We start from the raw sequence: 21,168 nt of genomic DNA, 5'->3' as shown, positions 1-21,168 counted from the left end.
GTGCCCGGCTCGCGGTCGTGCTCGTGGTGCAGTTCCGCACCAGGTCCCACCGTCGCGCTGATCAGCGTCGTCGGCACCCTGGTCAGCGACAACCTCACCGACAACATGGGCGTGGCGCTGCAGACCACCACGACCGTCTTCACGATCGTCCTGGTGATCGTCTTCGCCACCTGGTACCGGGCCGAGCGACCCGCAAGGACGTCACCGAGGAGCGGCCGGAGAGACCGTGTCGAAGTCCTCGTCGTGCAGTCCACGGCGCGGCACGTCACGCAGGGCGTGATCGTCCTCGACGATGAGGATCCTGGGGCGCATGTCTCTCCACCGGCCCGTCGGCCGTATCGCTCGGGTGGGACGTGCCGTGGTGAGGGGCACGGGGGACGTATCGCCCGGCCTGCCACCGGGCCGCCGCGCAGCCGAGAACGCCGAGCCAGCCGACGGCGAACAGCCAGCCGCCGGCCACGTCGGTGAACCAGTGCACGCCGAGGTAGGCCCGGGTCAGCCCGACGCCCGCTCCCCAGCAGGCGACCAGCAGACACAGCAGGGTCCGGCCGCGCGGGGCGCGCAGGCACAGGGCGAGGATCAGCAGCCCGGCCGTCAGGGCGGCCGTGGTGGTGTGCCCGGAGGGGAACGACCACCCGGACGCGTGGGTCTGCCAGTCCCGGCTCGGCGGCCGGGCCCGTGCGACCAGGTCCAGCACGCCGTACCGGACCGCCTGGCCCGCGCCGAGGCAGAGCGCGCCGAGCGGCACGGCCGTCAGCCGCTGCCCCGCGGAGTGCCCCGCGATCAGTCCCGCCAGGACCACCAGGACGTACGGCACGACACCGGTGCCCGTGGCGGTCAGCGCGCGGGCCACCGCCACCGCCACCGGCGGACGGTGCCCGACGGACCAGGACAGCAGGCCCTGGTCCGGATACAGCGGGCCACCCTGATGGCTCACCACCAGCGCGGTCAACGCCGCGAACGCCATCCAGGCGACCAGGGCCGCCGTGCCTGCCGCGTCCGCGAGCCTCCCGGGCTTCATGCCGCCCCCGGCACCAGCAGCGGACGCAGCCAGGTGCCCGAGAGCCGGTCCGCGAGACCCGTCGGCCACCGCCGCAGGACGGCGGTCGTCGCGAGGTGACCCACCAGCCCGCCGAGCGCCGCCCCCGCGACGACGTCGCGCGGATGGTGCACCCCGACCCACACCCGGGAGGCCGCCATGGCGAGCGCGCACACCGATGCCGCCGTGCCCGGGCGCCGGGAGACGAAGAACAGGGCGACCGCGGCGGCGAACGCGATCGCGGTGTGATTGCCGGGGAACGACCAGTTGCCCCGCGCGGGACACGCCTCCGGCGTGCGCAAGGCCGGCCGGCGGCACGGCCGGTCCTCGGCCACCGGCGGCTTCACGGCCCCGGTCACCCCGAACGCCGCCCCCACCGCCACCGGCACCAGCAACGCCGTCATCGCCGCGGCCGCCCCCTCCCGGCGGGCCCGCCACCAGCCCGCGGCCATCAGCACCGCGAACACCGCCGCCCAGTACGCCGACCACACCACGTGCGGCCCGTCGACGGACGAGCCCGACAGGGTGTACGTCATCCGCGGGCCTCTTCCTTGGCCGCCCTGCGGGAGCGCAGCACCTCGGCGGCGACCGGGAGCAGGGACACGAGGACGATCAGCGCGATCACCGGCAGCAGGTACTTGTCGATGTTCGGGATGGAGGAGCCGAGCGCGTATCCGGCGAGCGTCAGGCCGAGGCTCCAGAGGAGTCCGCCGGCCACCTGCCAGAGGGTGAAGGTCCGCGCCGGGACGCCGAGCGCGCCCGCCATCGGGTTCAGCACCGTGCGCACCACCGGGACGAACCGGGCCAGCACGATCGCCTTCGCGTGGCCGTACCGCCCCAGCAGTTCCTCGGCCCGCCGCGCGCCCTCGCGCAGCTTCGCCGACCGGCTGCGGGCCAGCAGTGTCCCGCCCGCCTTGCGGCCGAGCAGGAACCCGCACTGAGAGCCGGCCAGGGCGCCGACGGCCGCCGCGACGAGCAGCGGCCCGAGCGACAGGTGCACCCCCTGGTCGGACGTTCCGGTGCACAGCAGTCCCGCCGTGAACAGCAGGGAGTCCCCGGGCAGGAAGAACCCGATCAGCAGGCCCGTCTCCGCGAAGAGCACCACGCCGACGCCGAGCGCGCCGAAGGCGGCGAGCAGCGAGTGGGCGTCGAGCACATTGACCGCGAGCTGTGACGCCAGGTGGGGGGAAGCGGTCATCGCCGTACGCCCTTTCCTTCGACTACGACAAGATTCGACTACACATTTGTAGACGTTCTATCGGGCCACTGACGAACCGGGAGTGACGACGGTTCCCGGCCTTTGCCCGTCCATTGCCGCTTCATGACCGGCTGACTACACGGCCGTCGTCATGATGGTCCGCGAAGGTAAGGCTTGCCTTCACTAAGTGCCGGGGAGGGCAGCAGGGCATGTGGGACGACGCGTTTCCGAGTTTCCTGATCGGACTCAGGGAGGGACTCGAAGCCGGACTGATCGTCTCCATCCTCGTCGCCACCCTGGTGAGAGCCGAGGCTCGCTCCCGTCTGCCCCAGGTGTGGACCGGTGTGCTCGCCGCCGTCGCCGTGGCGATGAGCTTCGGTGCGGTGCTCACCTTCACCGCCGCGTCCATGCCGCAGACCGCCCAGGAGGCGTTCGGCGGCACCCTCAGCGTGATCGCCGTCGCGTTCGTCACCGCCATGGTGTTCTGGATGCGCCGCTCGGCCCGCAACCTGTCCGGCGAGCTGAAGGAGAAGGTGACCGGCGCCCTCGCCATGGGCTCCGGCGTGCTGATCCTCACCTCCTTCCTCGCGGTCGGCCGTGAGGGCCTGGAGACGGCCCTGTTCCTGTGGACCACCGCGCGGGCCGCCGGCGAGTCGGCCGGACCGCTGACCGGCGCCGGCATCGGCCTCGTCCTCGCGGCGGCCCTGTGCTGGGGCCTGTACCGGCGCGTCCTGAGGATCAACCTGACGAAGTTCTTCACCGCCACCGGCGCCGTACTGATCGTCATCGCCGCGGGCGTCCTCGGCTACGGCCTGCGCGACCTCCAGGAGGGCGGCGTCCTGCCCGGCAAGGCCGCCTTCGCGGTCGACCTCGCCGGCAGCGTCGACGCCGGCTCCTGGTACAGCACCCTGGTCCAGGGCGTCTTCAACCTCACCCCGACCATGACCTGGCTCCAGGTGGTCGCCTACGTCGGCTACCTGGCCGTCGTGATGACCCTGTTCGTGCGCGGCGCGCGGGCCACGGCCCCCGGGCCCGCAAAGGAAGGCCCCGCGGCCGGGCCGAAGGCCGCCCGGCCCGAACGGCGCCGGCCGGTCTGGGTGCTGCCGGCCGCCGTGGTCGCCGTACCCGTCGTGATCGCCGGACTCGTCGTCGCCCTCGCCCGCCCCAAGCCCGCCGGCGACCAGACGGTCGCCGTCTCCGAGACCGAGTGCGGCAAGGGCTTCACCGCGCCCGAGCCGGGCCGGCAGACCTTCCAGATGCACAACACCGGCGGCAAGACCTCCGAGGTGTACCTGGTCGACCCGTCCACCGGCGCCGTCTACGGCGAGATCGAGGGCCTGGCCCCGGGCACCACCCGTGACCTCGTCGCCACCGTCGCCGGCGGCACCTACGCCTGGCGCTGCGTCCCGACCGGCGGCAAGGCCGTCACCTCCAAGCCGGTCACCGTCAGCGGCGGCGGCGCGGCCAAGCCGGTCGTCCCCGTCTCCGAGCAGGACCTCGCCGCACCTCTGAAGGCGTACAAGGCGTACGTCGAGCAGGGCCTCGCCACCCTCGTCAGCCAGACGCACACCCTCGACGACGACATCGAGCACGGCCACCTGGACAAGGCCCGCACCGACTGGCTCACCGCCCACCGCACCTACGCCTCCCTCGGCGCCGCCTACGGCACCTTCGAGGACTACGACCAGAAGATCGACGGCCGCGCCGACGGACTGCCGGACGGCGAGCGGGACAAGGACTTCACCGGATTCCTGAGGATCGAGTACGGCCTGTGGCACGGTCAGTCCGCCAAGGACCTCACCGCCCCCGCCCGGCAGCTCGCCGCCGACGCCGCAGGACTGCAGAAAGCCTTCCCGAGCCAGGACTTCGACCCCGGCGACCTGCCGCTGCGCGCGCACGAGATTCTTGAGAACACCCTCCAGTTCGAGCTGACGGGCGACACCGACGAGGGCAGCGGCACGGGTCTCGCCACCGCCGACGCCAACCTCGCCGGTACCCGTGAACTGCTCGCCGTCCTCAAGCCGCTGCTCACCACCCGCGCCCCCAGGCTGCTGCCGACGGTCGACACGGACATCGCCCGCCTGCAGAAGCTCCTGGACGCCGCCCACCGCGGCAGCGACTGGACCCCCGTCGACAGGCTCGCCGCCGCCGACAAGCAGCGCCTCGACGGCGCCACCGGGCAGCTGCTGGAAGACCTCGCCCCGGTCCCGGACCTCCTCGAGATCCGGAAGTCCGCCTGATGACCACCGCGCCCCCGCACCCTCAGCACCCCGAAGGGAACCCGCCGATGCCGACCGCCGACACGCCGACCTGCCCCGCCGGCCCCGCCCGCCGCTCCTTCGTGCGGACCGCCCTGGGCGCCGGTGCAGCCGGAGCGGTCCTGGCCGGCGGCGGCTACGCCCTGGGCGAGAGCGGCGGCACGGCCCAGGCCGGCACCACCCATGCGGACGGCAGCGCCAAGGTCCCCTTCCACGGCGCGCACCAGGCCGGGATCATCACCCCGGCACCGGCCGCCGCCACCTTCGTCTCCCTCGACGTCATCGCCGACGACCGCAAGGGCCTCACCGACCTGCTGAGGACCATCACCGAGCGGGCCCGCTTCCTCACCTCCGGCGGCGCACCCACCGACCTGGGCGTCGGCGCGCCGCCCTCCGACAACGGCATCCTCGGCCCCGAGGTCCCCTCCGACGGCCTCACCGTCACCGTCGGCGTCGGCGCCTCCCTCTTCGACGACCGCTACGGCCTCGCCAAGGCCAGGCCCGCCCGGCTCACCCCGATGCGGACCTTTCCCAACGACAACCTCGACCCCGCCGAGTGCCACGGCGACCTCTCCCTGCAGATCTGCGCCCAGAGCCAGGACACCGTGCTCCACGCCCTGCGCGACATGGCCCGGCACACCCGCGGCGGCATGCAGATCAAGTGGCGCATCGACGGCTTCCAGAACGCCCCGCGCCCCACCGGCGCCCAGCGCAACCTGCTCGGCTTCAAGGACGGCATCGCCAACCCGGACGTCACCTCCACCCGTGAGACGGACAAGCTGATCTGGGTCGGCGACGGCCAGGGCGAGCCGGCCTGGACCCGGGGCGGCAGCTACCAGGTCATCCGGATCATCCGGATGCTGGTCGAGTTCTGGGACCGGGTCTCGCTGAGCGAGCAGGAGAAGATGTTCGGCCGCCGCAAGGACACCGGAGCCCCGCTCGACGGCGCCCAGGAGACCGACATCCCCAACTACGCCAAGGATCCGCACGGCACCGCGATCCCGCTCGACTCCCACATCCGCCTCGCCAACCCCCGCAAGGCGGAGACCGACGGCTCCCGCATCCTGCGCCGCGGCTACAACTACGACCGGGGCGTGGACAACGTCGGCAACCTCGACATGGGCCTGGTGTTCTGCTGCTACCAGCAGGACGTCAAGCGCCAGTTCGAGGCCGTGCAGACCCGGCTGATCGACGAGCCCCTGGTCGACTACATCTCCCCGACCGGCGGCGGCTACTTCTTCGCCCTCCCCGGCGTCCGGGACACCACGGACTGGCTGGGCCGGGGCATGCTCTCCGCCTGACGCCGGCCTGCCCGGGCACCGGCGGGGTTAACCACCCGGCTGCGGGAAACGCGGACGAGGACCGCCCGCGAGCCGCGAAGGAGGCGACCATGAGCGACCAGCAGTCCGGACAGACCCCGATGGCGGACGACGCCTACCAGCCCACCGGTACCAACGAGGAACAGGAGGACGCCGGTCCCCTGGACCTCCAGGACGCGGTCGACGAGCGTACCTACGACGACATCCTGGACGAGGGCTACTCCCCGCCGGAACGCCCCCTCGGCGTCACCAGGCAGGGCACCACCGCCGCCGAGCAGCACGAGGGGGAGACCCTGGGCGAACGGCTCGCCCAGGAGGTACCGGACGCCCAGCCGGCAGCCGGCGACGACATCGGCGACCTGCCCGGCGGCGAGGGCGAACCCCTCGACCCCGAGGCCGGCGAGTCCCGGGCGGGCCGCCTGGTCGCACCCGACGAGGGCGCCCACCCCGACACGGTCAAGGAGGAGGTCGCGCGTGACGTGGGCATCGACGGCGGAGCGGCAGGCGCCGAAGAGGCAGCGGTACACGTGGTGGACGAAGAAACCTGAGCCCGGCCGGGCCCGGTGGTCCCGCATGAAGGCGCGCCGGGCTGCGAAACAGCAACCGGGGCGGCGCTACCCCAGCCGGTCGACCTGGCGGAGCCGATTCGTCGCGTCCAGCGCGGCCACCTTGTACGACTCCGCCAGCGTCGGATAGTTGAACACCGCGTTGACCAGGTAGTCCACGGTCCCCCCGCACCCCATCACGGACTGCCCGATGTGAATCAACTCCGTCGCACCGGAACCGAAACAGTGCACCCCGAGCAGCGTCCGGTCCACCGGGGACACCAGCAGCTTCAGCATGCCGTGCGCATCACCGATGATCTGCCCCCGGGCCAGCTCCCGGTACCGGGCCACGCCCACCTCGAACGGCACCCGGTCCTCGGTCAGCTGGTCCTCGGTCCGCCCGACGAAGCTGATCTCCGGGATGGTGTAGATCCCGATCGGCTGCAGCCGGTGCATCCGCCCGGCCGGTTCCCCGCACGCGTGGTACGCCGCCGCGCGGCCCTGCTCCATCGAGGTCGCGGCGAGCGCCGGGAAGCCGATGACGTCACCGACGGCGTAGATGTGCGGCACCTCGGTGCGGTAGTGCTCGTCCACCGGGATCCGGCCGCGGGCGTCCGCCGCCAGCCCCGCCCTGGCCAGGTCGAGTTCCTCGGTCAGGCCCTGCCGGCCCGCCGAGTACATCACCGTGTCCGCCGGGATCTTCTTGCCGCTCTCCAGCACGGTGAGCGTGCCCCGCGGACGGCGTTCGACCCCGGCGACGGTCTCGCCGAACCGGAACGTGACGGACAGGTCCCGCAGGTGGTACTTGAGCGACTCCACGATCTCGACGTCGCACAGGTCCAGCATCCCGGGCCGCTTCTCCACCACGGTCACCCTGCTGCCCAGCGCCGCGAACATCGAGGCGTACTCCATGCCGATGACCCCCGCGCCGACGATCACCATGGACCGCGGCACGCGCTCCAGCGAGAGCACGTTGTCGGAGTCCATGATCGTCCGACCGTCGAACTCGACGCTGTCCGGACGGGCCGGCCTGGTGCCAGTGGCGATGACGATGTGCCCGGCGCTCAGGCGCCGTTCCCGGCCGGACAGCTCGGACAGGGCGATGGTGTGCGGATCGGCGAAGCGGGCCGTGCCCGAGTGGACGGTGACGTGGTTGCGGGCGAGCTGGCTGCGGACGACGTCCACCTCCCGGGCGACGACGTGCCGGGTGCGCGCGGTCAGATCGGCGACGGTGATGTCGTCCTTCAGCCGGTAGCTCTGCCCGTACAGATCACGCTGGGTGAGTCCGGTCAGGTAGAGCACCGCCTCGCGCAGGGTCTTGGACGGGATGGTTCCGGTGTGCAGGGACACCCCGCCGAGCATGTCGGGGCGGTCGACGACGGCGACCCGGCGGCCGAGCTTGGCCGCGGCGATGGCGGCCTTCTGACCGCCGGGTCCGGATCCGATGACAAGCATGTCGAAGTCGGGCACCCTCGGGAGTCTGACAGCCCTCCGGCCCGCTCCGGAAGGCGTCGCCACCGTCGAAATCCCTCGGAACCTGAGGGAGTTGACACCGGCGTCCGCTCTCCTCGCCCCTCCTGCGCCCCGGGAGGACAATGACGCCATGGGCCAGCGACCCCGTGACCTGAGCGCTCCCGCCCGGCTGGCCGGCCCCGACGAGGGGATCGGCGCCGACGAACTCGCGCTCGCCACCCGCAACCACGGTCTGCCCCTGGAAGCCCTCCGCTACGACATCACCCCGCCCGGACTGCACTACGTCCTCACGCACTACGACATCCCGTACGTGCCGCACGCCGATGCCTGGCGGCTGGCCGTCGGCGGACGAGTGCGTACGCCACTCGATCTGTCCCTCGCCGATCTGCTGTCGTTCCCCCAGGTCACCACCCGGGTGACCCTGGAGTGCGCGGGCAACGGACGGGCGCTGCTGACTCCCCGGCCGGTCAGCCAGCCCTGGCTGGTGGAGGCGGTCGGCACCGCGGACTGGACCGGCGTACCGCTCAGGCTGCTGCTCCGGGAGGCGGGTGCGGACCCGGCGGCCGTGGACGTCGTCTTCACCGGCGCCGACCACGGGATCGAGCGCGGTGTCGAACAGGACTACCAGCGCGCTCTGCCCCTCGCCGTGGCCGTCGGCGACGACCCCGAGGTGCTGGTCGCCACCGCCATGAACGACGCGCCGCTGCCGCCGCAGCACGGCCGGCCGCTGCGGTTGATCGTGCCCGGCTGGTACGGCATGGCCCAGGTGAAGTGGCTGCGCTCGGTCACCGTCAGCGACGTACCGTTCACCGGCTTCCAGCAGTCGGTCGCCTACCGGATCCGGCGCACCGCCGACGAGGAGGGCGAGCCGGTCACGCGGATCGCGCCGCGTGCGCTGCTCGTCCCTCCGGGGTTTCCCGACTTCATGTCGCGCACGCGGGTGGTGCGGCCGGGGCCGGTGCCGCTGTGGGGCCGTGCCTGGTCCGGTCACGTGCCTGTTTCGTCGGTGGAGGTCAGTACGGACGGTGGTGGGAGCTGGCAGCCGACCGTCCTCGACCCGGTCCGGCAGGGGCGACGATGGGCTTGGCGCGCCTGGCACTGCGACTGGGACGCGTCACCCAACGAGTATCTCGTCGGCGCGCGTGCGACCGACCCGGGTGGTCATACCCAGCCTGTTGCTCAGCGCTGGAGCCGCGGTGGCTTTGCCAACAACGGGGTGAGCTGGCTGCGGGTCGTCTGTGTCGACGCCTCTTCGCCGTAGGGCCTTGTGCCCGATGGCGGGTGCGGGTGGTGTGTGGTACTCGCGCCCGGCGGCAGGGCCGCATGTCGCACACGGCCCCGCGCCCCTTCAGGTCGGCTGTTGTGCCCCCGTTGGATGCCCCCGTTTGACATGAGCCCTTGATTCCCCGGACCGCCCTACGGCAGCAGCCTCTCGATGGCTGTCGGGCCCTCCTTCTCCATCTTGCGTCGTGCCCAGGCGAGGTTCTTCGGGTTGACGTCCCTGCCCGCCGCCATCACCAGGTCCTCCGGGGTGATGTCCCGGGAGGGAGCGGAGTGGAGCAGGGCGTCCGGGGTGCAGTGGTCGTCGGACGACCGGGACTCGTCAGGTGTGGATGTCGACATGATGCCTCCTCCTCGGTCCGGATGACCGCATCCGTGCCGGTGCCGCCGAACGGGGCACACTCTCACCATTGCCCGCATCCGCGCACCCTGCATCTCCAGGCGCCCGGGAAGCGGGTGACGAGCGCCTTCCCAGCCCGCGGCAAAGCACTCGCTCCTAAGCTGGAAAACATCTCGCACCACTCACCGGGAGGCCGCAGATGGCCGAGACCCCGTTTCCCGAGGACGTCCGCCCCAGTCCCCGCTATCTGCCGATCGCCGAGCACGGGCTCATCGGCGATCTGCGCAGTGTGGCCCTGGTCGGGACGAACGGCACGATCGACTGGTACTGCTGTCCGTCCTTCGACGCCGCCAGCGTCTTCGCGGCGATCCTCGACGCCGAGCGCGGCGGCTGCTTCGAACTGGCCGCCGCCGTACCCGCGCGTACCAAGCAGTTCTACTTCCCCGACACCAACGTACTGATCACCCGATTCTTCACCGAGGACGGCGTGGGCGAGGTGCAGGACTTCATGCCGGTGACCTCCGACGGCCCGGCCGGCACGGGCGAGGCGGGGCGGCACCGGCTGATCCGGCGCGTGGTGTGCGTCCGCGGCACCGTGCCCTTCCGGGTGCTGGTCGCCCCCCGTTTCGGCTATGGCGCCGTCCCGCACACCCTGAAAACCGTCGCCGGCACCGTCGTCTTCGAGTCCGCCGAGCGGTCCCTGGCGCTCACCTCCACGGTCGTCCTGGAGTGCGACGCCCGGGACGCGCGCGCCGACTTCAAGCTCGCCGAGGGCGAGACCGCGGTGTTCGCGCTGGACCAGCTCGGCGCGGCGGTGGTCCCCCGCGGCTGCGCCCACGCCGAGGCCGAGCACGAGTTCAACGCCACGGTCGCCTACTGGCGCCGCTGGCTGCACCAGTCCCGGTACCGGGGCCGCTGGCGCGAAATGGTGCACCGCTCCGCGCTCACCCTGAAGCTGCTCACCTACGCCCCCACCGGCGCCATCGTCGCCGCCCCCACCACCAGCCTGCCCGAGCAACTGGGCGGCGAGCGCAACTGGGACTACCGGTATGTGTGGGTGCGCGACGCCGCCTTCGCCGTCTACGCGCTGCTGCGGCTCGGCTTCGCCGGCGAGGCGGAGGCGTTCATGCGGTTCCTGACCACGCACATCACGCCCTGCGACGGCTCCGCCTCCGCCCCGCTGCAGATCATGTACGGCATCGACGGCCGCGCCGATCTGCCCGAGCGTGTACTGCCGCACCTGGAGGGCCATCTGGGCTCCGCCCCGGTCCGGGTCGGCAACGCCGCGGCGGGCCAGCTCCAGCTGGACATCTACGGCGCGCTCATCGACTCGGTCTACCTCTACGACAAGTGGGCCCAGCCGATCTCCAGCGGCCAGTGGGACGACGTGTGCCACCTGGTCGACTGGGTGTGCGACCACTGGGACCAGCCCGACGAGGGCGTGTGGGAGACCCGTGGGGGCCGCAAGAACTTCCTGTACTCACGGCTGATGTGCTGGGTCGCCATCGAGCGGGCCATCCGCCTCGCCACCCACCGCGGGCTGCCCGCCGACCACCGGCGCTGGCGCCAGGCCCGGGACGCCATCTACCGGCGGATCATGGACCGCGGCTGGTCGGAGCGCAGGCGCGCCTTCGTGCAGTACGAGGGCGGGGACGTCCTGGACGCCTCCCTGCTGATGATGCCGCTCGCCAAGTTCATCGCCCCCACCGACCCCAAGTGGCTGTCCACCCTGGACGCCCTCACCGAGGACCTCGTCTCCGACTCCCTCGTCTACCGCTACGACCCGCAGGCCAGCCCCGACGGACTGCGCGGCGACGAGGGCACCTTCTCCATCTGCTCGTTCTGGTACGTCGAGGCCCTGGTGCGGGCCGGCCGGCTCGACGAGGCCCGGCTCGCCTTCGAGAAGATGCTCACCTACGCCAACCACCTAGGCCTGTACGCGGAGGAGATCGGCCGCACCGGCGAGCAACAGGGCAACTTCCCGCAGGCCTTCACCCATCTGTCCCTGATCAGTGCCGCGTTCAACCTCGACCGCGCGCTGGGCTGACTCGGCTGTGTACCGCCAGGTCGCCCGGGTACCCGGTGCCTGCCAAGGACGACATACACAGGGTCCGCAGAAGGAGGAGGCCCGATGACCAGCACCAGCGAGACCGGTGGCGTCACCGGCACGCGTGACAAGAACTACGACCTGATCTGGTACGTCGAGGCGTGCCTGGACAACGCCCTGCGTCTGGAGACGTACATCCAGGACGCCGAACGCGAGCATGACACCGAGCTCGTGGACCTGTTCCACAAGGCACAGGCCGACAGCCGCAAGGGCGCCGAGATGGGGAAGCAGCTGCTGCGCTCGCGGTTGAGCGCCTGACCGCCTCCTCCACTCAGGCGAACCGCGAACCCGGAACGGGTTCGGGAACTCGGGACGGGTCCGAACGGGTCCGGTGAAGCGACGGGTCCGGTGGTGTGGCACGCGCACTGCGCGCTGTCGCCCACCGGACCCGTTCCGTCTCCTGGCCCGGCGTCCGGGGCTGGACAGGGTGTCAGGGCTGGGGTCGGGGCAGGGGCTGTTCCGCCCAGATGATCTTGCCCTGTCGGGTGTACCGGGTGCCCCAGCGGTCGGCGAGCTGGGCGACCAGGAACAGACCCCGGCCGCCCTCGTCGGTGGTCGCCGCGTACCGCAGGTGCGGCGAGGTCGTGCTGCGGTCGGAGACCTCGCAGATCAGCGTGCGGTCGCGGAGCAGCCGTACGCCGATCGGGCCGCGCCCGTAGCGGATGGCGTTGGTGACCAGCTCGCTCAGGATCAGCTCCGTCGTGAAGTCCAGCTCCGTCAGGCCCCAGTCGGCGAGCCGCCGGGTCACCGACGACCGGATCTCCGACACCGCCGCCGGATCGGACGGCACCTGCCACTCGGCGACCCGGTCGGGGCCCAGTACCCGTGTGCGGGCGACGATCAGCGCGACGTCGTCGCTCGGCCGGGCCGGCAGCCGGCCCAGCACGGCACGGCAGGTCTCCTCCGACGAGGCGCCCGGCGTGCCGCGCAGAGCCTCGCTCAGCAGGTCGAGCCCCTCGTCGATGTCCCGCTCGCGGTCCTCCACCAGCCCGTCGGTGTACAGCACCAGCCGGCTGCCCTCGGTCAGCTCCAGCTCGGCCGTCTCGAACGGCAGCCCGCCCAGCCCCAGTGGCGGCCCCGCGGGCACCTCCGGGAACTCCACCCGGCCGTCGGCGTGCACCAGCGCGGGCGGCGGATGCCCGGCCCGGGCCAGGGTGCAGACCCGCGCGACCGGGTCGTAGACCGCGTACAGACAGGTTGCGCCGGTGATCGCCGCGGCGCCGTCCGCCGCGGTCTCGTCCTGGTCGATCCGGCCGACCAACTCGTCCAGCAGCCCGAGGAGCTCATCGGGCGGCAGGTCCAGCGCGGAGAAGTTGTGCACCGCCGTACGCAGCCGGCCCATGGTGGCCGCCGCGTGCAGCCCGTGCCCCACCACGTCCCCCACCACCAGCGCCACCCGCGCACCGGACAGCGGCAGCACGTCGAACCAGTCGCCGCCCACCCCGGCCTGCGCCGGCAGATAGCGGTAGGCGATCTCCAGCGCACCCTGCTCGGGCAGGCTGCGCGGCAGCAGACTGCGCTGCAGGGTGACCGCCATGCTGTGCTCGCGGGTGTACCGGCGGGCGTTGTCGATGGACACCGCCGCCCGCGCGACCAGCTCCTCGGCGAGGGCCAGCTCCTCGGCGTCGAACGGCTGCGGCTTGTCGGCGCGCCAGAAGTTCGCCACGCCCAGCACCAGACTGCCCGCCCGCAGCGGCACCGTGATCAGCGAGTGGATGCCGTACGCCAGGACCTGGTCGGTGCGCTCCAGGTCCTGTGCGCGCCAGCCCGGAGCATCGCCCAGCCGGGGCACCAGCACCGACTGCCCGGTGGTCAGGCTGCGCGCCTGCGGTGAGGTGGCCACGAACCGGATCCGCTCGCCGACCGGGTACAGGGGTTCGTCCTTGCGGATGCCGACGCAGGCGGCGCGGCGCAGCGCCGTGCCCGGCCTCGGCTCCTCGCCGTGCAGCACCGCGTCGAACAGATCGACGGTGGCGAAGTCCGCGAACCGGGGCACCGCCAGCTGGGCCAGTTCCTCGGCGGTACGGGTCACGTCCAGGCTGGTACCGATGCCCACCCCGGCGTCGTACAGCATGTTCAGCCGCTCCCGCGCCACCTCCGCACGGCCGGACAGAGCGCGCAGTTCGGTGGAGTCGCGCAGCGTGGTGACGCTGCCGGCCGGGCCGCCGCGCAGGTCGGTGGGGCGCTGGTTGATGGCCAGCAGCCGGTCCTTGACCAGGTGCACCTCGTCCGTGGCCACCCGGCCCGAGGCCAGCAGCGCCGCCGTCTCACTGTCCAGACCCAGCTCCAGCACGCTGCGCAGCTCGGCGTCCTCGGGCAGGTCCAGCAGCCGGTGCGCCTCGTCGTTCGCAAGCAGCAGCCGGCCGTCGCCGCCGACGATCAGCACACCCTCCCGGACCGCGTGCAGCACCGCGTCATGGTGCTCGTACATCCGCGTCATCTCATACGGTCCGAGGCCGTGCGTCTGGCGGAGCAGCCGTCTGCTGACCAGGGCCGTGCCCGCGGTGGCCAGCGCGAGCGCCGCCGCTGCCGCCGCGAGCAGCAGGGGCAGCTGCTGGGCGGCGGCCCCGCCCACATGCGCGGTGGTGATCCCGGCCGACACCAGGCCCACCACCTTGCCGCCCGCGTCCTTCACCGGCACCACGACCTGCACCAGCGGGCCTATCGTGCCGGTGACGTGCTCGGTGACCGTGCCCCCGGCCAGCGCCGGGCCGATCGTGCCGACGAACTTCTTGCCGATGCGGTCGGGCTTGGGGTGCGTGTAACGGATGCCGTCGGTGTTCATCACGACGACGAAGTCCACGCCGGTCGCCTTACGGGTCGCCTCCGCGCGCGGCTGCAGCACGGCCGTGGGATCGGGCGAGCGCAGCGCGGCGACCGTGCCGGGCGCGTTCGCGAACGTCTGGGCGACGGCGAGCGACCGGTTCTGCGCCTCCAGATCGCTGTCGTGCCGCACCTGCAGCACCTGCGCCACCACCGCCGAGACGACCAGCAGCAGCACGATCACCACTTGGAGGACGAACACCTGCCCGGCGACGCTGCGCCCGGTCACCGCCGACCGCAGCATCCCGGGCCGGGCGCCGTTCCCGCCCGGGCCGTCGGGCCCCGGGCCCTGCGGTGCGCGCGCGTGCCCGAAAGGACGGGGCGGCCGAGTCGCAGGCCTGCCGGGCAGTCGCACCATGTGCCCATGTCTACACTGCCCGGCCCCGTCAGGCGAGACTGCGGCCCGCGGCGATCCGGTCACCGGTGACTCGGGGGAGCCGAACGGCGGGCGGCGAGCAGCAGTGCCACGTCGTCGGGGCGGTCGGCGGCATGCCGGGCGGTGGCCGTGAGCCGGTCGGCGACCCCGGCCAGCGACCGGCCGCCCCGCCGCCCGGCCGCTGCCCCTGCCCTGTTCAGCGCCAGCCGCAGCGCCGTGATGCCGTCGTCGATGTCCGCGCCCGGCCGCTCCACCAGTCCGTCCGTGTACAGGGCGAGGATCGCGTCCGGCTCCAGCACCAGCTCGGTCACCGGGTAACGGGCTTGCGGGTCCACACCGAGGACCACACCGCCCGGGACGTCCAGCACCCCGGTCGGTCCGCCGGGCGGGCGCAGCAGCGGCGGCGGATGCCCCGCCCGGGCGATCCGGGCCCGGCCGGTGGCGGGGTCCAGCCGCAGATAGCAGCAGCTGGCGAACTGACCGGGGTCGAGGTCGATCAGCAGGTGGTTGGTGCCGCTCATCACCTCGTCGGGCGGCCGGTCGCCCAGCGCGAACGCGCGTACCGCGCTGCGCAGCTGCCCCATCGTGGCCGCCGCCTGCACCCCGTGCCCCTGCACATCACCGATCACCAGCGCCAGCCCGTCACCGGCCTCGACCACGTCGTACCAGTCGCCGCCCACGTCCATGCCCTGTGTCCCCGGCAGATACCGGCCCGCGGTCTCCACCTGCGGGTGTGCCGACAGCCGGCGGGGCAGCAGAGCCTGCTGCAGACCGCGGGCGAGGGCCGCCTCGCTGTCGTACCGCTGCGCCCGCTCCATGGCGTGCGCGATCAGCCCGGCGAGCGCGGTGAGGACCGTACGCTCCTCGGTGCTGAAGCTGCGCTGCCCTTCGAAACCGAGGATGCAGGAGCCGACCGGCCGGCCGGACGCGATCAGCGGCAGGAAGGCACGGGCGCCCTCGTCGGCGTCCAGCGGGATACCCGGGTAGGCGGACGCGATCTGCTGCATCGACTCGAAGAAGAGCGGCCGGCCCGTGGTGAGGGTCTCCACGCCGGGCACACGCGCGTCGAGCCCGATGCCCTCGAACGGTGCCAGGAATCCCTGCGGGAAGCCGGTCTCCCAGGCAAGGTAGAGATGCCGCTCCTGCAGCAGGTAGATGGCGAGGCGCCGGCCGCCGAACGCGGGCAGCAGCTCCTGCATCACCACGGCCGACACCTGCCGGGCGGTCACCGCGTCCGTCAGCGCGATGGCCAGGGCGATCGGCCGGTACAGCGGGGCCATCGAGTGGTCGGCCGCCGCGGTGTCCTCCGGGACATGCTCCTCGACGACCGGCTGGGCCGACGTGTCCATGCGGCTGGCCGGGACGAGCGTGCAGGTCAGCAGGTCCTCACCGGGATGCACCGACACGGCGAGCCAGTCGCCCGCCCCCGGCTCGGCGCGGTCGCCGGCCGGACGGCGCACATGGAAGTGCACGGGCTCCGTGGCCAGCAGGGCGCCGCGCAGATGGTCGTCGTACGGCGGACCGGTCAGCCACGGCATCGCCTCCCACAGCGGCCGCCCGAGCAGCCACTCGCGCTCCCGGCCGGCGAGCCGGGCCGCGGCCTGGTTGGCGTACACGATCAGACCCACCCGGTCCATGCAGAACACGCCCTGCGGCAGCAGATCGGCCGCGCCCTCCGCGGAGGCGGCGGGACCGGGCTCGAACACCACCCCGCCGACCCGCTCCACCGGCCCTTCCCCGGCAGCAGGCCACAGATGCAGCAGCCGCGGTGTGCCGTCCCGCCCCCGCAGGCACAGGGGCACCGCGGGCGGCTTCCCGGCGGCGGTGTCGCGCAGCGCGGCCAGGATGCGGTGCGCGTCGTGCGGGGCCACGGCGTCCGCGAGCGCCTCGTCACTCCCCACGACGTCACCGGGACGTATGCCGAGGAGGCCGTGCAACCGCTCGTCCGCGCGTACCGCGCAGCTCTCGGGATCCCAGTCGAACCGCGCCACGACCGTCTGCGCGGGCCGGCTCGCGGGCGGCCGTACGCACAGCGGTTCGCCGTCCCAGACGACCGCGCCGGCGTTCCCGTCGGCGAGTGCGAGCAGCTCGGCGCCCAGTCCTTCGGCCAGCCGGGCGAGCAACTCGGGGTCCAGCAGCTCGTCCGCCGTGTCCGCGACCGCCGGACGCAGCACCGTGAGCACCCCGAGCGGTTCGCTCCCGCCCGGCACCGGGACGTGCACCGACCCGAACGGGAACGGCAGACCCGCGGCGAACTGCGGATACCTGCGCACCGTCTCGGCGGCGTTGGGCAGCACCACCTGCACACCGAGGCGATAGGCGTCGGCGACCGGGAAGGGACGGCCGACGTGCAGCCGCCACCAGGGCCGGAACAGCGGACCGGGCAGCCCCGCGAGCACCGCGAGACGCAGCAGGCCGGGGGTACCGGACCGTAGATACACACCCGCCACCCGGCCGCCGGCCGCGCCGAGCGCGCCGGTCGAGGCCTCGGCCAGCAGTGTGGCCAGCCGGGTCCGCGTGCGGACCACCTGCTCGCCACCGCTGTCAGCCATCGCCCCTGCCTCGTCCCGTGCGCCTTCGGGTGGATGACACAGCAAGAATGCGCCCCGAGGACCATGCGACGCACCTGGGAGGGGGTGGTGAGCCGACGGAGTCCGCGCTGACCGACCGTCTCACACCAGTGCCGCACCGGAGTGGCGGGCCCACCCACCGGCTCCTAGTAATGGACTGCGTAATGGACTGCGTAATGCCGCGGCCGTGTGCGGGGGCGCAGCCGCTGCCGCACCCTGCGACTGGAGCCGAGATGACGACCCCCTCTCCGTCCCCCCGTCCCCACGAGGCCCTCATACCCTCCGTGCCGGTCCTCACCCCGTCCCCCCAGCTCCTGACGTGGCCGGCCACGCCGCCGGAGCCGCTTCCCCAATCGCCCGACGAGAGTCCTCCCGACGGCCCCCGCGAGCTGTCCGCCGGCACCACGCACGCCGGCACCGCGCATGCCGACCGGCCGGGCGAAGACACCCCGGACGACGGTGCCCCGCGCCAGGGCGATCTTCCGTACGACGATCCGTTGCAGGGCCTGGTCCGCGCGGCCGTCGCCGACCGCCCGCTCGAGGAGGTCGTCCGGCTCATCACGCTGCTGGAGAACTCGCCCGAGCACCCCCGGGCCACGGCCGACGCGCTGCGCGCGATCGGGGTCGACCGGCCCGTGGAGGACCTCGCCCGCCTGGTGGCCCTGCTGACCGAGCCGCCGCGGGACACCGGCAGCGCCGACGAGGTGATCCGGGCCGCCGCCGAACGCCGGCCGCTGGACGAGGTCGCCCGACTCGTGCAGCTGTTGCACCGTGCGTCCGTCGAACCCCACTGCGGTCAGGCCGCGCTGCAGGCCGCGGCCGCCAACCGGCCCGTCGAGGAACTCGCCGAGCTGATCGCCCGGCTGGCCGCGGACCGTCCCGGCCACGAGACCCTCCTGTTCGAGCCCCCGCTGCCTGCGTCGCCGCCGCCCGTCACCTCGCCGAGTGAGACTCCGCTGCCCGAGCGGTCGTACCCCGATCCCGCCGCCCTCGCATCCGCCGCCCTCGCGTCGGCTCGCCCCGCCTCGGCTGAACCGGCTTCGGCGGGCCCCTCCTTGGCCAAACCCTCCCCGGCCGAACCCCCCTCGGCCACGCCCGACGGCACCCCCGCGGCCACCGGCGGGAGGGGCGGGCCGGAGCCGGGGCCGGGGTCGGAGCCGGGGCCGGACCGGTCGGCGGAGGGCAGGCCCGCCAACGGCCGGCCGGTGCAGCTTCGCCCGGCGAAGGGCCAGGGCCAGGACGCCTGGAGCTCCCTGGCTCCCCCGTGGGGCGTGCGTGGCGCCGCGGTGCTGGTCTTCCTGTGCGGGGTGGCCCACGCCCCGCGCTCCTGGCCCGGACCGTCCCACGGTGTCCTCCCGGCCACCGTCCTGGGCCCGGTCCTGTGCGTCCTGCTGGCCCTCGCGCTGCCCGCCCGGTCGCCGCAGGCCCGGCTCGTCACGGCGACCGCCGCGCTCGGCCTCACGGCCGCGCTCGCCGCCGGACAGCTGCTCGGCAGGTGGTCCGGCGTGCCCGACCCGTCCCGGTCCTGGGATGCGACCCTGGCCCCGCCGTGGCTTGCCGACACCACGGCAGCAGTGGCCGCGCTCGCGGCCCTGGCGGTGCTGCTGGGCACCCTGGTGGCGAGCGACGCCCGCCGTGCGGGCGCGGGCTGACCCGGACCGCGGGGCGCGCCGGTCCGTCCGGCCCGGCGCCACGTTCCCGGCGTTCACCGGGCGCAGTACCGGACGACCGTCCACCCGGGCGGCCGCCGGGGCGAACGGGAAGGCGTCCACCTCCAGGCACATCGCCACATCATCGGCGTGGACACCGGCCCAGCCCCGCCGCACGCCGTCGGCGAGCCGTGCGGCGGCGTCGGACCGGCCGGGCCCGCTCCAGGTAGGGGGCCGGGTCGGTGTCGGCGGGCGCCCCGGCCGTTCGAAGCCCCACCGTTCAGGGCTCGGTCGGACCGGGTGGCAGCGGTCGGGCGGCGCGCAGGCTGCGCAGCGCCAGCAGCAGGACGGCGATGTCGTCCAGGTAGACGGGGTCGGGTAGCAGGTCGGTGGGGAGCAGCAGATAGGCGACGGCGCCCCAGAACACCCAGCGCGGCCCCGTCGGCAGCCCGGCCCGCTGCAGCATGCGACGGGCGCGCACCAGCCGCACGAGCAGGCCGATGGCGACGACGAGCAGCACGGCCGCGACAACGGCGCCGATCACGAGCAGGGTGGTGGCGGAATCCATCCGGCCTCCTCCTTCCGGCCTCCGAAGAGACGGCTACGACGACTGCCGGCTCCTACGGACAGGGTGTGCGCCAACTCCGACCCCAAACCGGGTCACCACCGTGCAGTCTCAGAACCGTTGCAGTCACAACCGTGCGGTCACAGTGGAGCCCGGGAGCCGTCGTGACCGTCCCCGCGCGGGCCGCCGGTCGGCGGGACCGGCGGTGACGACTGCCGCTCCGTTCCGTCCACGTCCTCGGCGGGGCCCTGCGGGGCCGGCGGGGCAGGGCGGCGGGCCTTGGCCGCGGACCTCAGCCGCTCGAACGTCCGCGTCAGAGGCTGCAGCGCACCCGGCGTCCGCGGCTCGGGCCGCTGCTGCGGCAGGGCGGGGGCGGGGACGTCCCGGTAGGCGGCGAGGGCCTCCAGGGCCTGCTCGGCAGCCTCCTTGTACAGGTCCCGGGACTTCGTCATCGCCTCCAGCGCCTCGGCGTACACGGCGACCAGCCGCCGTTCACGCTCCAGTTCCTCCTGAAGGGTCATCAGGGTCCAGTTCTCCCGCAGGTCGGTCAGGGCCTCCTGCACCTCGCGCGGCAGCGGCCGGGGCAGGGCGGCGAAGTGCCGCAGGGCCGCGACGAGTTCGGCCGGTTCGGAACCGTCCAGGAAGACACTGCGCACGCGGTGCTCGTGGCCGTCGTAGCCATCCGGAGCCGGATCCGGAGGCAGCAGTACGGCGCCGCCGCGCGGCACCTCGACGCCGAGGTCCTTCAGCGCCCAGTTGACGGCACGGAACTGGTGCGGCGCGGCCCGGTGCTCGACGATCCGGTGCCTGAGGCCCGGCGGCAGCAGCCGGGCCAGCGGCAGCCGGCCCTGCTCGTCCGGGGTCATCGCCTCGTGCACGACGACGTTGACGCACCACGCCTCGCGCGCCGCCTCGCGCAGCCTGCGCCGCATCTCCTTGTCGTCCGCGGGCAGCGGGTTGACCTGCCGGAAGCGCACCCCGGCGAGCGTGGCGTGATGGTCCCAGGAGCCGTCCTCGCCCGTCCCGTCCGCGGGCCAGAACAGCGTCGCCGGTGAGGGCCACGCCTCGTCCCAGGGGCGCTCGGCCTCCGCGACGAGCCGCCACTCGTGCCCCTGGGGCCGGCTCTCGCGCGCCACAAGGGTGAGCCGGGCCCGCACGGTGACCGTGCCGCCGGCCCGCCAGCGTGCCTCGAAGACCCGCAGGCCCGCGTCCGGGACCACGGGGGGTGCGGCTTCGGGCGCTTCGCCTGCGGGGGGTTCGGTGAAGTCGTCGATGTCCCCGTTCTCCTTGTGCCGGCGCAGGGTGCGGCGGACGACCTCCTCGGGGGCGGGACCGGTGTGGCGGCCCCGGGCCGCCCAGAGGGTCTGCGGGATGGTGGCGCGGTCGGTGGCGGAGTTCGACATGAGCCAATCTGCTGATGGGGGCGGGTGCGTCTCCCAGTATCACCGCTGGCCCGCGCGTCACGTCGTCCGGGGCCGGGAGGCGGCGCGTGGCGGATTTTGCACACCCCCGCGCACGGGACGCGCGCCGTTCACCCGGGGCGCGTGGGGCATGCGTCGGCCGGCCGTTGTTCACACGTGGTCGTGCCGTCGTATGCCGCCCAGAATGGGCGGGCGAACGGGGTC

General features: G+C 73.4%; 16 protein-coding genes and 2 pseudogenes. 8 read left to right on the top strand and 10 right to left on the bottom strand.

Going from position 1 to position 21,168, the window contains the following annotated elements:
- Positions 1-2: 2 nt before the first annotated feature.
- Positions 3-189 (top strand): annotated as a pseudogene (locus tag ACIGXP_RS19385) (hypothetical protein); the annotation flags it as partial.
- A gap of 33 nt (positions 190-222) precedes the next feature.
- On the opposite strand, the pseudogene ACIGXP_RS19380 reads toward ACIGXP_RS19385, so the two are convergent.
- From ACIGXP_RS19380 to ACIGXP_RS19365, 4 genes and pseudogenes are all read right to left on the bottom strand, one after another.
- Positions 223-294: pseudogene (locus tag ACIGXP_RS19380) on the bottom strand (DNA-binding response regulator); the annotation flags it as partial.
- On the bottom strand, positions 266-1,021 hold the full coding sequence (locus tag ACIGXP_RS19375) for a phosphatase PAP2 family protein (RefSeq protein WP_399769771.1): 756 nt from the start codon (positions 1,019-1,021) through the stop codon (positions 266-268). The gene ACIGXP_RS19375 and the pseudogene ACIGXP_RS19380, both read right to left, overlap by 29 nt.
- Positions 1,018-1,575, bottom strand: coding sequence for a phosphatase PAP2 family protein (locus tag ACIGXP_RS19370; RefSeq protein WP_399769768.1), 558 nt, complete (start codon positions 1,573-1,575; stop codon positions 1,018-1,020). The genes ACIGXP_RS19375 and ACIGXP_RS19370 overlap by 4 nt, the downstream gene beginning before the upstream one ends.
- The gene (locus ACIGXP_RS19365) at positions 1,572-2,237 is read right to left on the bottom strand and encodes a DedA family protein (RefSeq protein ID WP_399769767.1); all 666 of its coding nucleotides are present in this window, start codon (positions 2,235-2,237) and stop codon (positions 1,572-1,574) included. The genes ACIGXP_RS19370 and ACIGXP_RS19365 overlap by 4 nt, the downstream gene beginning before the upstream one ends.
- A gap of 209 nt (positions 2,238-2,446) precedes the next feature.
- Between ACIGXP_RS19365 and efeU the strand changes: the two genes are divergently transcribed.
- From efeU to ACIGXP_RS19350, 3 genes are all read left to right on the top strand, one after another.
- The gene (efeU, locus tag ACIGXP_RS19360) at positions 2,447-4,477 is read left to right on the top strand and encodes an iron uptake transporter permease EfeU (protein WP_399769765.1); all 2,031 of its coding nucleotides are present in this window, start codon (positions 2,447-2,449) and stop codon (positions 4,475-4,477) included.
- A gap of 47 nt (positions 4,478-4,524) precedes the next feature.
- Entirely contained in the window at positions 4,525-5,796 is a 1,272-nt protein-coding gene (gene efeB / locus ACIGXP_RS19355; protein ID WP_399769763.1) for an iron uptake transporter deferrochelatase/peroxidase subunit, read from the top strand.
- 89 nt (positions 5,797-5,885) lie between these two features.
- Positions 5,886-6,362, top strand: a complete 477-nt coding sequence (locus ACIGXP_RS19350) for a DUF5709 domain-containing protein (protein ID WP_399769760.1) — start codon at positions 5,886-5,888, stop codon at positions 6,360-6,362.
- A 66-nt stretch (positions 6,363-6,428) separates the two neighbouring features.
- Here ACIGXP_RS19350 and sthA read toward each other — a convergent pair whose 3' ends face one another.
- Positions 6,429-7,829, bottom strand: coding sequence for a Si-specific NAD(P)(+) transhydrogenase (gene sthA / locus ACIGXP_RS19345; protein WP_399769757.1), 1,401 nt, complete (start codon positions 7,827-7,829; stop codon positions 6,429-6,431).
- 133 nt (positions 7,830-7,962) lie between these two features.
- Here sthA and ACIGXP_RS19340 point away from each other — a divergent pair, with 133 nt between their 5' ends.
- Positions 7,963-9,093 carry a molybdopterin-dependent oxidoreductase gene (locus ACIGXP_RS19340; protein WP_399769754.1) on the top strand — a complete coding sequence of 377 codons (1,131 nt, stop codon included), beginning with the start codon at positions 7,963-7,965 and terminating at the stop codon, positions 9,091-9,093.
- Between the two features lie 155 nt (positions 9,094-9,248).
- Here the strand turns inward: ACIGXP_RS19340 and ACIGXP_RS19335 are convergent, their stop codons facing one another.
- On the bottom strand, positions 9,249-9,455 hold the full coding sequence (locus tag ACIGXP_RS19335; RefSeq protein ID WP_351246755.1) for a hypothetical protein: 207 nt from the start codon (positions 9,453-9,455) through the stop codon (positions 9,249-9,251).
- Between the two features lie 197 nt (positions 9,456-9,652).
- On the opposite strand from ACIGXP_RS19335, the gene ACIGXP_RS19330 reads away from it, so the two are divergent.
- Together ACIGXP_RS19330 and ACIGXP_RS19325 are read left to right on the top strand one after the other, a co-directional pair.
- On the top strand, positions 9,653-11,500 hold the full coding sequence (locus ACIGXP_RS19330) for a glycoside hydrolase family 15 protein (protein WP_399769750.1): 1,848 nt from the start codon (positions 9,653-9,655) through the stop codon (positions 11,498-11,500).
- An 84-nt stretch (positions 11,501-11,584) separates the two neighbouring features.
- Complete coding sequence (locus ACIGXP_RS19325) at positions 11,585-11,818, top strand: hypothetical protein (protein ID WP_363219570.1); 234 nt, start codon at positions 11,585-11,587, stop codon at positions 11,816-11,818.
- Positions 11,819-11,990: 172 nt separating this feature from the next.
- On the opposite strand, the gene ACIGXP_RS19320 is transcribed toward ACIGXP_RS19325, so the two are convergent.
- Both ACIGXP_RS19320 and ACIGXP_RS19315 read right to left on the bottom strand, forming a co-directional pair.
- Positions 11,991-14,741 (bottom strand): SpoIIE family protein phosphatase, encoded by a 2,751-nt coding sequence (locus ACIGXP_RS19320; RefSeq protein ID WP_399769747.1) that lies wholly within the window; start codon positions 14,739-14,741, stop codon positions 11,991-11,993.
- Between the two features lie 59 nt (positions 14,742-14,800).
- Positions 14,801-17,311: a SpoIIE family protein phosphatase gene (locus ACIGXP_RS19315; protein WP_399769745.1), complete on the bottom strand. Its 2,511-nt coding sequence runs from the start codon at positions 17,309-17,311 to the stop codon at positions 14,801-14,803.
- A gap of 251 nt (positions 17,312-17,562) precedes the next feature.
- Between ACIGXP_RS19315 and ACIGXP_RS19310 the strand changes: the two genes are divergently transcribed.
- Positions 17,563-18,981, top strand: a complete 1,419-nt coding sequence (locus ACIGXP_RS19310) for a hypothetical protein (RefSeq protein ID WP_399769743.1) — start codon at positions 17,563-17,565, stop codon at positions 18,979-18,981.
- 277 nt (positions 18,982-19,258) lie between these two features.
- Here the strand turns inward: ACIGXP_RS19310 and ACIGXP_RS19305 are convergent, their stop codons facing one another.
- Both ACIGXP_RS19305 and ACIGXP_RS19300 read right to left on the bottom strand, forming a co-directional pair.
- Complete coding sequence (locus ACIGXP_RS19305) at positions 19,259-19,546, bottom strand: DUF1232 domain-containing protein (protein ID WP_363219696.1); 288 nt, start codon at positions 19,544-19,546, stop codon at positions 19,259-19,261.
- 137 nt (positions 19,547-19,683) lie between these two features.
- Positions 19,684-20,946 carry a hypothetical protein gene (locus ACIGXP_RS19300; RefSeq protein WP_399769741.1) on the bottom strand — a complete coding sequence of 421 codons (1,263 nt, stop codon included), beginning with the start codon at positions 20,944-20,946 and terminating at the stop codon, positions 19,684-19,686.
- Positions 20,947-21,168 lie beyond the last annotated feature (222 nt).

The organism is Streptomyces sp. NPDC053069 (assembly GCF_044546895.1).
Lineage (GTDB): Bacteria > Actinomycetota > Actinomycetes > Streptomycetales > Streptomycetaceae > Streptomyces.
This window is presented reverse-complemented; position numbering and strand designations above follow the sequence as displayed.